This is a genomic window from Streptomyces sp. NPDC004658, from assembly GCF_040609555.1.
Lineage (GTDB): Bacteria > Actinomycetota > Actinomycetes > Streptomycetales > Streptomycetaceae > Streptomyces.
The window spans coordinates 19,591-30,934 of the sequence record NZ_JBEXKG010000094.1 but is presented as its reverse complement, the minus strand read 5'-3'; the positions used below and the strand labels follow the sequence as shown (position 1 = coordinate 30,934).

The 11,344-nt window shown below is 69.1% G+C and carries 11 protein-coding genes, 2 rRNA genes and 1 riboswitch; of the genes, 12 read left to right on the top strand and 1 reads right to left on the bottom strand.

Features of this window, described 5'->3' with window-relative positions; genetic code table 11:
* The 12 genes from ABZV94_RS27065 to ABZV94_RS27010 form a co-directional block, all read left to right on the top strand.
* A 23S ribosomal RNA gene (locus tag ABZV94_RS27065) occupies nucleotides 1-97 on the top strand; the annotation flags it as partial.
* A gap of 84 nt (nucleotides 98-181) precedes the next feature.
* Nucleotides 182-298 (top strand): 5S ribosomal RNA (gene rrf, locus ABZV94_RS27060).
* Nucleotides 299-405: 107 nt separating this feature from the next.
* The gene (locus ABZV94_RS27055) at nucleotides 406-1,014 is read left to right on the top strand and encodes a CDP-alcohol phosphatidyltransferase family protein (RefSeq protein ID WP_356344665.1); all 609 of its coding nucleotides are present in this window, start codon (nucleotides 406-408) and stop codon (nucleotides 1,012-1,014) included.
* Nucleotides 1,015-1,128: 114 nt separating this feature from the next.
* Nucleotides 1,129-3,624 (top strand): mannose-1-phosphate guanyltransferase, encoded by a 2,496-nt coding sequence (locus tag ABZV94_RS27050; RefSeq protein WP_356344663.1) that lies wholly within the window; start codon nucleotides 1,129-1,131, stop codon nucleotides 3,622-3,624.
* Nucleotides 3,625-3,754: 130 nt separating this feature from the next.
* The gene (locus tag ABZV94_RS27045; RefSeq protein WP_356344660.1) at nucleotides 3,755-4,663 is read left to right on the top strand and encodes a DUF881 domain-containing protein; all 909 of its coding nucleotides are present in this window, start codon (nucleotides 3,755-3,757) and stop codon (nucleotides 4,661-4,663) included.
* Nucleotides 4,660-4,992, top strand: coding sequence for a small basic family protein (locus ABZV94_RS27040; protein ID WP_003988855.1), 333 nt, complete (start codon nucleotides 4,660-4,662; stop codon nucleotides 4,990-4,992). The genes ABZV94_RS27045 and ABZV94_RS27040 overlap by 4 nt, the downstream gene beginning before the upstream one ends.
* A 5-nt stretch (nucleotides 4,993-4,997) precedes the next feature.
* Nucleotides 4,998-5,870: a DUF881 domain-containing protein gene (locus ABZV94_RS27035; RefSeq protein ID WP_356344657.1), complete on the top strand. Its 873-nt coding sequence runs from the start codon at nucleotides 4,998-5,000 to the stop codon at nucleotides 5,868-5,870.
* Nucleotides 5,871-6,060: 190 nt separating this feature from the next.
* Complete coding sequence (locus ABZV94_RS27030; RefSeq protein WP_356344655.1) at nucleotides 6,061-6,891, top strand: FHA domain-containing protein; 831 nt, start codon at nucleotides 6,061-6,063, stop codon at nucleotides 6,889-6,891.
* Between the two features lie 47 nt (nucleotides 6,892-6,938).
* A complete protein-coding gene (locus ABZV94_RS27025) occupies nucleotides 6,939-7,676 on the top strand; it encodes a MerR family transcriptional regulator (protein WP_356344653.1) in 738 nt (245 codons plus the stop codon).
* A gap of 97 nt (nucleotides 7,677-7,773) precedes the next feature.
* Nucleotides 7,774-8,247: a bifunctional nuclease family protein gene (locus ABZV94_RS27020; RefSeq protein ID WP_026253112.1), complete on the top strand. Its 474-nt coding sequence runs from the start codon at nucleotides 7,774-7,776 to the stop codon at nucleotides 8,245-8,247.
* Nucleotides 8,248-8,510: 263 nt separating this feature from the next.
* Entirely contained in the window at nucleotides 8,511-9,194 is a 684-nt protein-coding gene (locus tag ABZV94_RS27015) for a MerR family transcriptional regulator (RefSeq protein WP_356344651.1), read from the top strand.
* A gap of 68 nt (nucleotides 9,195-9,262) precedes the next feature.
* Nucleotides 9,263-10,753 (top strand): DNA polymerase IV, encoded by a 1,491-nt coding sequence (locus tag ABZV94_RS27010; RefSeq protein WP_356344649.1) that lies wholly within the window; start codon nucleotides 9,263-9,265, stop codon nucleotides 10,751-10,753.
* Here ABZV94_RS27010 and ABZV94_RS27005 read toward each other — a convergent pair.
* Entirely contained in the window at nucleotides 10,675-11,046 is a 372-nt protein-coding gene (locus tag ABZV94_RS27005) for a PRC-barrel domain-containing protein (RefSeq protein ID WP_356344647.1), read from the bottom strand. The genes ABZV94_RS27010 and ABZV94_RS27005 overlap by 79 nt on opposite strands.
* Before the next feature lie 119 nt (nucleotides 11,047-11,165).
* Nucleotides 11,166-11,260, top strand: a riboswitch (glycine riboswitch).
* The last annotated feature ends 84 nt before the right edge of the window (nucleotides 11,261-11,344 follow it).

The window sequence follows — 11,344 nt, the reverse complement described above, 5'->3', positions numbered from 1 at the left end:
GTAAGGCTCCCAGTAGACGACTGGGTTGATAGGCCAGATATGGAAGCTCGGTAACGGGTGGAGTTGACTGGTACTAATAGGCCGAGGGCTTGTCCTCAGACGCTCGCGTTCACTGTGTTGGTTCTGAAACCACGAACAGCCCCGCTGTAATGGCGGTGTGGCGTTCACAGTTTCATAGTGTTTCGGTGGTCATAGCGTGAGGGAAACGCCCGGTTACATTCCGAACCCGGAAGCTAAGCCTCACAGCGCCGATGGTACTGCAGGGGGGACCCTGTGGGAGAGTAGGACGCCGCCGAACTCCTTTTGAAGCTCCGGCTCTTGGGCACTGCCCAGGAGCCGGAGCTTTTTTGCGTTGAGGTAAGGTCAGGGGGCATCGTTGGTTCATTTCGCACAGGAGGCCCCCGGGTGGAGGTCCAGGAGACCCGCGTCCAGACAGACCGGGTCCTCACCATCCCCAACATCCTCAGCATGGCGCGGCTCGTCGGCGTACCCCTCTTCCTGTGGTTGATCCTCAGGCCGGAGTTCGGCGGGCCGCAGAGTGATGGCTGGGCCCTCCTCGTGCTGGCCTTCAGCGGGATCAGCGACTATCTCGACGGCAAGCTCGCCCGGCGCTGGAATCAGATCAGCAGCCTCGGCCGGCTTCTCGACCCCGCTGCCGACCGCCTCTACGTTCTTTCCACTCTCGTCGGGCTCACCTGGCGGGAGATCCTCCCGCTCTGGCTCACCGCCCTGCTGTTGGCCCGGGAACTGGTTCTCCTGGTGATGGTGGGCATCCTCCGCCGGCACGGATATCCGCCGCCGCAGGTGAACTTCCTGGGGAAGGCCGCGACCTTCAACTTGATGTACGCCTTCCCGCTCCTGCTGCTCAGTGACGGAAGTGGTTGGATCGCGTCACTCGCTGCTATTTTCGGATGGGCGTTCGCCGGATGGGGTACAACCCTCTATTGGTGGGCAGGAGTGCTCTACGTGGTACAAGTCCGCCGCTTGGTTCGCGCGGACGCCACGGCCGATTGAGCTCGGTGATTGTCCAGACCTGACGCCTCGATGGCCCGCGGTGGAAAAGTGCGGGACAATCTGGACGGGTGAAGTCGGCTAGACCGTCGTCTCTTGGAGGAGGACGCTTCCGACATGAAGGCCGTCGTGATGGCCGGGGGCGAAGGCACACGCCTGCGCCCCATGACCTCTAGCATGCCCAAGCCGCTCCTGCCCGTGGCCAACCGCCCGATCATGGAGCACGTGCTACGGCTGCTCAAAAGGCACGGGCTCACCGAGACCGTCGTCACCGTGCAGTTCCTGGCCTCGCTCGTCAAGAACTATTTCGGCGACGGCGAAGAGCTCGGCATGGAGCTCACGTATGCCAATGAGGAGAAGCCACTCGGTACCGCCGGAAGCGTCAAGAACGCCGAAGAGGCGTTGAAGGACGATGCCTTCCTCGTCATCTCCGGCGATGCCCTGACCGACTTCGACCTCACCGAGCTGATCAATTTCCACAAGGAGAAGGGCGCTCTGGTCACGGTCTGCCTGACCCGCGTGCCCAACCCGCTGGAGTTCGGCATCACCATCGTCGACGAGGAAGGCAAGGTCGAGCGCTTCCTGGAGAAGCCGACCTGGGGGCAGGTCTTCTCCGACACGGTGAACACGGGCATCTACGTCATGGAGCCCGAGGTCTTCAACTACGTCGAAGCCGATGTGCCCGTCGACTGGTCCGGCGACGTCTTCCCGCAGCTGATGAAGGAAGGCAAGCCGATCTACGGCTATGTCGCCGAGGGCTACTGGGAGGACGTCGGCACGCACGAGAGCTATGTGAAGGCGCAGGCGGACGTCCTCGAGGGCAAGGTCGACGTCGACATCGACGGCTTCGAGATCTCCCCGGGTGTCTGGGTGGCCGAGGGCGCCGAGGTGAGTCCCGACGCCGTGCTGCGCGGGCCGCTGTACATCGGCGACTACGCGAAGGTCGAGGCCGGCGCGGAGATCCGGGAGCACACCGTCGTCGGCTCCAACGTCGTCGTCAAGAGCGGTGCCTTCCTGCACAAGGCCGTCGTGCACGACAACGTGTACATCGGACAGCACAGCAATCTGCGCGGCTGCGTCGTCGGCAAGAACACCGACATCATGCGTGCGGCCCGGATCGAGGACGGCGCGGTCATCGGTGACGAGTGCCTGATCGGTGAGGAATCGATCGTTCAGGGCAACGTCCGCGTCTACCCGTTCAAGACCATCGAGGCCGGTGCCTTCGTCAACACCTCGGTGATCTGGGAGTCCCGGGGCCAGGCCCATCTGTTCGGCGCCCGCGGTGTCTCCGGCATCCTGAACGTGGAGATCACACCGGAGCTGGCGGTGCGGCTCGCCGGCGCCTACGCCACGACCCTGAAGAAGGGCTCCACCGTCACCACGGCCCGCGACCACTCCCGCGGTGCGCGGGCGCTCAAGCGGGCGGTGATCTCCGCGCTCCAGGCCAGCGCCATCGACGTACGCGACCTGGAGAACGTACCGCTGCCCGTGGCCCGGCAGCAGACCGCGCGGGGCAGCGCCGGCGGCATCATGATCCGGACCTCGCCCGGTGTGCCGGACTCGGTCGACATCATGTTCTTCGACGGGCAGGGCGCGGACCTCTCGCAGGGCAGCCAGCGCAAGCTGGACCGGGTGTTCGCGCGCCAGGAGTACCGGCGTGCGTTCCCCGGCGAGATCGGTGACCTGTACTTCCCGGCCAGCGTCTTCGACTCGTACACCGGATCGCTGCTGCGGAACGTCGACACGACCGGGATAGCGGAGTCCGGCCTGAAGGTGGTCGTGGACGCCTCCAACGGCAGTGCCGGGCTCGTGCTGCCCAGCCTGCTCGGCAAGCTCGGTGTGGACTCGCTGACCATCAACCCCGGTCTTGACGAGTCCCGGCCCACCGAGACGGCCGAGATGCGGCGGAAGGGGCTGGTGCGGCTCGGGGAGATCGTGGCGTCCTCGGGTGCCGCGTTCGGTGTGCGGTTCGACCCCGTCGGGGAGCGGCTGTCGCTCGTGGACGAGAAGGGCCGGATCATCGAGGACGACCGGGCGCTGCTGGTCATGCTGGACCTGGTGGCCGCCGAGCGGCGCAGCGGACGGGTGGCGCTGCCGGTCACCACGACCCGGATCGCCGAGCAGGTGGCCGCGTACCACGGCACCCAGGTCGAGTGGACGACCACCTCGCCCGACGACCTCACGCGCGTGGGGCGCGAGGAGGGCACCATCTTCGGTGGTGACGGAAAGGGCGGTTTCATCGTCCCCGAGTTCAGCGGTGTGTACGACGGCACGGCCGCCTTCGTACGCCTCATCGGGCTCGTGGCGCGGACGCAGCTCACGCTGAGCCAGATCGACGCGCGGATCCCGCGGGCGCACGTCCTCAAGCGCGACCTGGCGACGCCGTGGGCCGTCAAGGGCCTGGTGATGCGACGGGTGGTCGAGGCGGCAGGAGATCGCTTTGTCGACACGATCGACGGTGTGCGGGTCGTGGAGACCGACGGGCGCTGGGTGATGGTGCTGCCCGACCCGGCCGAGGCGGTCACCCACCTGTGGGCGGAGGGGCCGGACGACGCCTCCGCGCAGGCCCTGCTGGACGAGTGGTCCGCGGTCGTGGACAGCGCCGGCCGGTGACCGCGGGCCGCTGAGAACGGCCAGAACCACTGCACGCGTGCGTGCCGGACAAGTGTCCCCAAGGGGGCCTGTCCGGCACGCCGGTGGGCCCGTTCGGAGGTACCGGTCGCGACATGCGACGATGTGCGGCATGCCGCAGCAACCCCCCGTTCGGAGCAGCCCCACGCGGCCGCAGCGCCCGGACGCCTCCATGTCGTTGATCACCAACGTCATGGACCACAGCCTCGACGACGGGTACGCCGAGGCCGCCGCCCGGAGGAAGTCCGAGGGCGAGGGCGGCCTGCCGAAGACGCTCCGGGCCAAGCTGGGCCTGGCCGCCGGTCTCGTCCTCGCGGCGCTCGTCGTGACCGTGGGCGCGGCACAGGCGCGCGTGGCGGCGCCCGTGGTGGCCAAGGAACGCCAGGAGCTGATCGACCGCGTCGACAGCGAGACCGCGGACGCGGACAAGCTCGAAAGGACCGTCGACACGCTGCGCGACGACGTCAGCGCGCGTCAGCGGGCGGCTCTGAGGTCGAGCGGAGGCAGCGCCGAGGCGGACCTGGTGGGTCTGCTGTCAGGTGCCACCGCGGTGCACGGTCCCGGGGTGAAGCTCGTCGTGAACGACGCCAAGGAGGCGAGCGGCGGCGGGGACGGTTCCAACCCGCGGGAGACGTCGGGCTTCTCCGACACCGGCCGGGTGCGGGACCGCGACATGCAGCGCGTCGTCAACGGGCTGTGGGCCTCCGGGGCCGAGGCGATCTCCGTCAACGGGCAGCGGCTGACCGCCCTGTCCGCGATCAGGGCCGCGGGTGACGCGATACTGGTCGACAACAGGCCGCTGGTGCCGCCGTACACGGTGCTGGCGGTGGGGGACGGGGAGAGGCTGAGCACCGCTTTCCAGAACAGCGCCGACGGCCTGTATCTGCACGCTCTGGAGGAGAACTACGGCATCCGCGCCACCATCTCCGCGGAGGGCGACGTCCGCCTGCCTGCCGCACCGAGTGTGATCGTACGTACAGCACAGCCGAAGTCAGAGAACACCGAGAAGGGCACATCGTGATCGCCGTACTGGGCCTCGTCGTGGGAGTCGTGGCCGGCCTGTTGGTCCGGCCCGAGGTTCCGGCGGTCGTCGAGCCTTATCTGCCGATCGCCGTCGTCGCGGCGCTGGACGCCGTGTTCGGTGGTCTGCGGGCCATGCTCGACGGGATCTTCGACGACAAGGTCTTCGTGGTGTCGTTCCTGTCGAACGTGGTCGTCGCCGCCCTCATCGTGTTCCTCGGCGACAAGTTGGGCGTGGGCGCGCAGCTGTCCACGGGTGTCGTCGTGGTGCTGGGCATCCGTATCTTCTCCAACGCCGCGGCGATCCGGCGGCACGTGTTCCGGGCGTGACACCGATGAGCGAGCAGAACGAGAGCAACGACAGCAACAACGGCAACGGGGGGAACGGTCAGCCGGAGAACCGGCTGCGCAGGGAGCTGCCGGCGGAGGTGCCCGTTCCCGCGCCCGAGGCAGGGCCGTCGGACCCAGGGGAGTCCGCGCAGCCGCTGACGGGCCGACAGCGCCTCGTCAAGGGGCTGTGGCCGCCGCGCTTCACGCGTGCCCAACTCATCGTGGCGGTGCTGCTCTTCGGCCTCGGCTTCGGCCTGGCCGTGCAGGTGGCGTCCAACAGCGACACCGACAGCGCGCTGCGCGGAGCCCGCCAGGAAGATCTTGTACGCATCCTCGATGAACTGGATTCGCGTACTCAGCGTCTTCAGGACGAGAAGCAGGGACTCGAAAAGCAGCGTCAGGAGCTCCAGAGCAGCTCCGACCAGGCCGCTGAGGCGCGCCGGCAGACCGCCGAGAAGGAGAGGCAACTCGGCATCCTGGCGGGCACCGTGGCGGCGCAGGGTCCCGGCATCACCATGACGATCGAGGACACGAAGGGGACGGTCCAGGCGGACATGCTGCTCGACGCGATCCAGGAGTTGCGCGCGGCCGGTGCGGAGGCGATCCAGGTCAACGGGGTCCGGGTGGTCGCCGGCACCTACTTCACCGACGCCGGCAAGAGTGTGAGCGTCGACGGGAACAAGATCACCGCCCCCTATCGTTTCAAGGTCATCGGCAAGCCCCAGGACCTCGAGCCCGCGCTGAACATTCCTGGAGGCGTGGTGCAGACTCTGGAGAAGGAGCAGGCCACGGTGACCGTCGAGCGGTCGGACAAGATCGTCGTGGATGCCTTGCGACAGGCGAAGCGGCCTGACTACGCTCGGTCGTCCTCCCAGTGAACCGCCGGTGCATGGGGGCCGTCCGGCAGGGGCATGAGGTTGCGGGGGGTCGGCGCACCGAAGGGGTGGTGCGTGGTGGAAACTGTCTGGTGGTTACGGACGTTGTGAGAATGTCCGGCTCGGCCGGTGTAGGCAATCAGGTTTCGTCCTGCCCCACGGGCGGGTCTGTTTCGGTCAAGGGGAATCGCCCGTGAAGTTGTTTGCGAAGTTGTTCGGCAAGAGCGCACGAGAGGGCAGCGACAACGCGACCGCTCGTCATCGCGCACAGCCTGACGCGGAGGGCCAGCGCCCGCTGTTCCGAGACCAGGTCGCTGGTCCGGGCGGTGACATTTCGGGAGGTCAGGGCGCGGCGTCAGTTGACCCTGCCCAGTCCGGCGGCATAGGTTTCGGGCAACCGTCAACCTCAGGTACGGGTGGAGGGTTCGCCCCCGGCCCGTACGCGTCCAACGCCCCGGCGGGGCAGCCGCGGCAGGAGGATCCGTCGATGTCGGTCCTGGTATGTACGAGGTGCGGTAACCGGAACGCGGAGAACGCCCGGTTCTGCTCCAACTGCGGGGCGCCGCTGCGTCCCGGGTTGACGCCGGAGCGGGCCTCCGAGACGACGTCCACCATCTCGATCTCGGGCCTGGAGGCCTACGACTCCGAGGTGACCGGGCAGTCGCCGCTGCCCATGCTCTCCCCGGAGGCGCAGGCCGCGGTGGACGCCCTGCCGATGGGCTCGGCGCTGCTGGTGGTGCGCCGGGGGCCGAACTCGGGCAGCCGCTTCCTGCTGGACAGCGACCTGACCACGGCCGGCCGTCATCCGCAGAGCGACATCTTCCTGGACGACGTGACCGTCTCCCGGCGCCACGTGGAGTTCCGGCGCTCTCCGGACGGCTCCTTCACGGTGGCCGACGTGGGCAGCCTGAACGGCACGTACGTCAACCGGGAGCGCATCGACCAGGTCGCCCTGTCGAACGGTGACGAGGTGCAGATCGGCAAGTACCGGCTGGTGTTCTACGCGAGCCGGCAGGGCATCTGACCCGCCCCCGGACTGAGGTCCGGGGGGACCACCCCCAGGGAAGGTCCATGCTTCAAACACCGAGCGGCGGTGCCGGAAGCGGTACCGCCGCCAGGGACAGTGGGCTGATGAGCATCGGCACGGTGCTGAACGTGCTGCGCGACGAGTTCCCCGAAGTCACCATCTCCAAGATCCGCTTCCTGGAGTCGGAGGGGCTCATCGAGCCGCAGCGGACCCCGTCGGGGTACCGCAAGTTCAGCGCCGGGGACGTCGAGCGCCTCGGTCACGTCCTGCGGATGCAGCGGGACCACTACCTGCCGCTCAAGGTGATCCGCGAGCATCTGGACGCCATGGAGCGGGGTGAGGCCGTCCCGCTGCCCGTGGTCGGCCGTCAGCGCTCCGGGGAGGACCCGCCCGCGCGCGTGGAGGGGCCCACGGTGGCCCGGGTCGGCAGGGCCGAGCTGCTGGCCGCCGCGGACATCGACGAGGGCGACCTGAAGGAGTGGGAGTCCTACGGGCTCATCGCTCCGCTGGAGGACGGGTCGTACGAGGCCGAGGCCGTCACCGTGGCCTCGCTCATCGCCGAACTGGGCCGGTTCGGCATCGAGCCTCGCCACCTTCGGGTGATGAAGGCCGCCGCCGACCGTGAGGCGGGCCTGGTCGACCAGGTGGTGGCCCCGCTCAAGCGCCACCGCAACCCGCAGACCAGGGCACATGCCGAGGCCCGTACGAAGGAGCTGGCGGCCCTCACGGTGAAGCTGCACGCGGCCCTGGTGAAGACCGCTCTCGGCGTGCGGCTGCCCTGAGAACGACGGGGATCCGGCGGGCCGTGGAGCGGCCGGATCGGGCACCTGTTCCCGGCCCGACTACCCAAACGTCCCGGGCACGGCCTAGGGTTGCTGTGTGAACGAGCTCGATGTCGTAGGTGTCCGGGTCGAAATGCCCTCCAACCAACCGATCGTGCTCCTGCGCGAAGTGGGAGGCGACCGTTACCTCCCCATCTGGATCGGGCCGGGGGAGGCGACGGCGATCGCCTTCGCCCAGCAGGGCATGGCCCCCGCGCGACCGCTGACCCACGACCTGTTCAAGGACGTGCTGGAGGCCGTCGGCCAGGAGCTGACCGAAGTGCGCATCACCGATCTGCGGGAAGGTGTCTTCTACGCGGAGCTGGTGTTCGCCAGCGGGGTGGAGGTCAGCGCCCGCCCCTCCGATGCCATAGCGCTCGCCCTGCGCACCGGAACGCCGATCTACGGCAGTGACACGGTGCTGGACGACGCGGGTATCGCCATTCCGGACGAGCAGGAGGACGAGGTGGAGAAGTTCCGCGAGTTCCTCGACCAGATCTCGCCCGAGGACTTCGGCACCAGCAGCCAGTGAGAACCGGGGCCGACCCGCCGGCCCCGGGTACCACCCCGGGGCGACACGGCGGTCTCGCGTGGCCCGCGCCCCGGCAATTGCCTCCGGCCCGTGAGAGCGTCCTACGGCCCCCCGCCAGCGCATTCGGCTAGCCTTTCCCCGCGGTGGGACACGGGAAACCACTCCTTGGGTGATTATCACTCGGCGTGCCGAGTGTGGCGATCGTTGACGCACCCCTGGTGACTGCCTACCGTCGAGAAGGCAGGTCAAGGACGGAGGTCGGCGTGAGAACCAGCGGCGACGGTACGGCTGGGGGTGCCCCCGGACGCGGTTTCGGGGAGAGCGGTCCGTACTCGCCCCCGAGCTCGCGACCGCGCTCAGGCGGGGTACATGCCCATCCCGGCGGCGCGGTGGAGCACGCTCCGCAGCTGCCGACGGCGGTGCCGAACGGCGGAGGGGTGGCGTCCATGACGTCCGAGGAGATCGGCTACCGGGGGCCCACGGCCTGCGCGGCTGCCGGCATCACCTACCGGCAGCTCGACTACTGGGCCCGCACCGGTCTGGTCGAGCCCAGCGTCCGGCCCGCCTACGGGTCGGGCACCCAGCGTCTGTACAGCTTCCGGGACGTCGTCGTCCTGAAGATCGTGAAGCGGTTCCTGGACACCGGGGTGTCCCTGCAGAACATCCGCACGGCCGTGCAGCACCTCCGGGAACGCGGTTTCCGCGACCTGGAGCGGATGACTCTGATGAGCGACGGCGCCACCGTGTACGAGTGCACCTCGCCGGACGAGGTCCACGCCCTGCTCCAGGGCGGTCAGGGCATCTTCGGGATCGCCGTCGGCGTGGTGTGGCGGGACGTGGAAAGCGCCCTCTCCCAGCTGCACGGCGAGCGCATCGACACCGGCGAGACCCTCGTCGGTCACAACCCCGCGGACGAACTGGCGCGCCGCCGCAACCGGGCGGTCTGACCGCCGGCCGCTGACCGGGGCGCTCCGGCAGCACCGCGTTGTCAGTGGCGTGGTGCAGCATCGGAGATGTGAGAAACGCGCCCACGATCCTGCATCTCGACATGGATGCCTTCTTCGCCTCGGTGGAGCAGGCGTCCAAGCCGAGCCTGCGCGGGAAAGCGGTGGTCGTGGGCGGGCTCGGCCCGCGCGGCGTGGTCGCCACCGCGTCGTACGAGGCACGGGTGTTCGGGGTGCGTTCGGCGATGCCGATGGCACAGGCGCGCCGGCTGGTTCCGAACGCCGCCTATCTGGTGCCGCGCTTCGCCCTGTACCGGGCGATCAGCGAGCAGGTGATGACGCTGCTGCGGGAGCTGTCACCGCTGGTCGAGCCGCTGAGCCTGGACGAGGCGTTCGTGGACCTGGAGGCCGGGGGAGCGGCCTGGGACGAGGAGTCGGCGCGGCGGGCCGGGGAGAAGCTGCGCGCGGACATCCGGGCGGTCACCGGACTCACCGGATCGGTGGGGCTCGCCGCCTCCAAGATGCTCGCGAAGATCGCCTCCGAGCAGGCGAAGCCGGACGGCCTGACGCTGATCGAGCCGGGCACGGAGCGGGCGCTGCTGGCGCCGATGCCCGTGCGCACCCTGCCCGGGGTGGGACCGGCCACCGGCGACCATCTGCGCCGGGCCGGGATCACCACGGTGGAGGAACTGGCGGAGGCCGGCGAGGACGAGCTGGTCCGGCTGCTCGGCAAGGCGCACGGGCAGGCGCTGTACGCCATGGCCCTGGCCCGGGACGAGCGGCCGGTGGTGGCCGAGCGGGAAGCGAAGTCGGTGTCGGTGGAGGACACCTACGACGTGGACATCCACGACCGGCTGCGGGTCGGTATGGAGGTGCGGCGGCTGGCCGACCGGTGTGTGCAGCGGTTGCGCGGGGCCGGGCTGTCCGGGCGGACCATCGTGCTGAAGGTGCGGCGGTACGACTTCTCCACGCTCACCCGCTCGGAGACGCTCAGGGGGCCCACGGACGACCCCGTCGTCATCCGCGAGGCGGCGGCGCGGTTGCTGGACTCCGTGGACACCACGGGCGGGGTGCGGCTGCTCGGGGTGGGGGTGTCCGGGCTCGCCGACTACACGCAGGAGGACCTGTTCGCGCAGGCGATGCCCGTGCCTGCGGCGGAGGAGCCGGAGAGGGGCGCGGTGGAGGCTGTCGTGGAGCGGGCGGAGCCCGTCGAGCGGCAGTGGCGTGCCGGGCAGGACGTGCGGCATGCGGAGTACGGGCACGGGTGGGTACAGGGGAGCGGGCTGGGGCGGGTGACCGTGCGGTTCGAGACACCGCAGTCCCCGCCGGGACGGGTGCGGACGTTCCTCGTCGACGATCCTGCCTTGGCGTCCGCTGATCCGTTGCCGCTGGTCCCGGACTCCTCCCACCCGCCCGCCTGTCCCGGTCCGCCGGACGGCGGCCCGCACGGGGCTGCGCCCCGGGCCCCGGAAGACCGTGCGGATCAGGCCTCCTCCGACCCCGCCAGCTTGCCGAAGTCGTGGTCCGGGACCTTGGGGGGTGAGGCCACGTCGAGGCCGTAGTGGTGGTAGAGCTGGAGTTCCTGCTCGGGGGAGAGGTGGCGGCCCACGCCGAAGTCGGGGGCGTCCTTGATCAGAGCACGGTCGAAGGGGACGTGCAGGGTGCCGTCGACGAGTTCGCTGGGCTCCAGGGGCACGAAGGCGTCCCGGGAGAACAGGCCAGTGCGTATGGCCGCCCATTCGGGCACGCTGGTCGCGTCGTCCAGGTACACCTCGTCGATGGTGCCGATCTTGGCGCCATTGCGGTCGAACGCCTTGCGGCCGATCAGGTTGCGTGGATCGATGTCGGTCTGCACGGTCCCTCTCCCTCCACGTGGTCGCAACTCATCCGTAAGCACTACAAAAGAGCACAATCAAGGAGGCGGCCACTCGAAGGCCCCGGTGTTGCCCTCGCTGGTAGGCTGACAGCGGCTGCTGACCCCGTGCGGGAGAGTCCTCCGACCACCTCGGAGGCGCCGAAGGAGCAAATCCTCCCCGGAATCTCTCAGGCTCACGTACCGCACGGACGAGGTCACTCTGGAAAGCAGGGCGGATGTCGACGGCTTCCGCCCTCACCGACGGGGAAAGCCGGCGCCCACGGGCGTCCGGTGAAGC

Bases quoted from the DNA above. Each gene is read 5' to 3' on its own strand.
- ABZV94_RS27050 (WP_356344663.1), top strand. From the start codon at position 1,129: ATGAAGGCCGTCGTGATGGCCGGGGGCGAAGGCACACGCCTGCGCCCC.
- ABZV94_RS27045 (WP_356344660.1), top strand. From the start codon at position 3,755: ATGCCGCAGCAACCCCCCGTTCGGAGCAGCCCCACGCGGCCGCAGCGC.
- ABZV94_RS27035 (WP_356344657.1), top strand. From the start codon at position 4,998: ATGAGCGAGCAGAACGAGAGCAACGACAGCAACAACGGCAACGGGGGG.
- ABZV94_RS27025 (WP_356344653.1), top strand. From the start codon at position 6,939: ATGCTTCAAACACCGAGCGGCGGTGCCGGAAGCGGTACCGCCGCCAGG.